Annotated in this window: 3 protein-coding genes; 2 read left to right on the top strand and 1 reads right to left on the bottom strand. The window is 25.4% G+C overall.

What is annotated here, in order from left to right; translation table 11 throughout:
* Positions 1 to 304 (top strand): phosphoribosyltransferase (locus tag AVBRAN9331_RS09710; RefSeq protein WP_336612925.1); only part of this gene is annotated, 304 nt, incomplete at its 5' end.
* Entirely contained in the window at positions 301 to 666 is a 366-nt protein-coding gene (locus AVBRAN9331_RS09715; protein ID WP_336607263.1) for an HIT family protein, read from the top strand. The genes AVBRAN9331_RS09710 and AVBRAN9331_RS09715, both read left to right, overlap by 4 nt.
* Positions 667 to 704: 38 nt before the next feature.
* On the opposite strand, the gene AVBRAN9331_RS09720 is transcribed toward AVBRAN9331_RS09715, so the two are convergent.
* Positions 705 to 971 (bottom strand): hypothetical protein (locus tag AVBRAN9331_RS09720; RefSeq protein WP_336612926.1); only part of this gene is annotated, 267 nt, incomplete at its 5' end.

Below are 971 nucleotides of genomic sequence, written 5' to 3' on the forward strand. Positions count from 1 at the left end.
ACTTAAAAGCAGAAATGCTTTTGTATTAAATAGTATTCATTATGATGGGCAAAAAAAATTAGATACTATTGAAATTACTAATATTCCTGATTTAAGTAAAGCTAAAAAAGTTTTAATCATTGATGATATCGTAGATAGTGGTGAAAGTCTTGATGCAATTCGTAAAAAAATCTTAGAAATTTACCCACATTTAGAAGTTAAACTTGCTGTTATTTTTTATAAGCCAAGCGCTATTATAAAACCTGAATTTTGTGTAAAAGAAGCTAAAGAATGGATTAGTTTTTTTTGGGATTTTGAAGTATGATTTATGAAAATAGTTTTTGCTATATTAAACGCCACGAGAGTTCTATCCCGTGGCTAGAAATCCATGCAAAAGACGAATACAAAGAACTTAGTAATGATGAAGAAACAAGCCTAAAAATTTTTAAAATTGCTATGCTTATAGAAAAAGAAATGATTAGTTTTTATAAGCCAACTAAGATTAATCACGCTTCATTTGCTAACTACTTGCCTAAAGCCCATTGGCATATAATGGCTAGATTTAGTGATGATGGATTTTATCCTGAATGTATGTGGGGTAAGCAATTAGGGGATTTAAAAGATTATAGAGCTAGTTTTGATGAATTTTGCGATATTTTAGTAGCTAAGTTAAAGAATTTTAAATAAGTAGAAATCATATTTAATTTTTACTTATTTAAAACATATTACTTTCTTAAATCTTTTAATAAAATCTTATTCTCTGCTGATATTTTTGCACTATAACTTATTTTTTGAAACATCATTGATAAAGTTTCATTATCTAATTTTTTAATTTTTAAAAAATTAAAAGTTTCATCAAAATTATTACTTAAAAGTTCTGTAAAATACCAAGCTCTAGCCATATTTACATAATATTCTTGACTTTTTATACTAAATATTTTTTCTAATTTTGTGGTATCACTGCTAAAATATCTTATAAAACATAAAATCCC

The organism is Campylobacter sp. RM9331 (assembly GCF_020137685.1).
Lineage (GTDB): Bacteria > Campylobacterota > Campylobacteria > Campylobacterales > Campylobacteraceae > Campylobacter_E.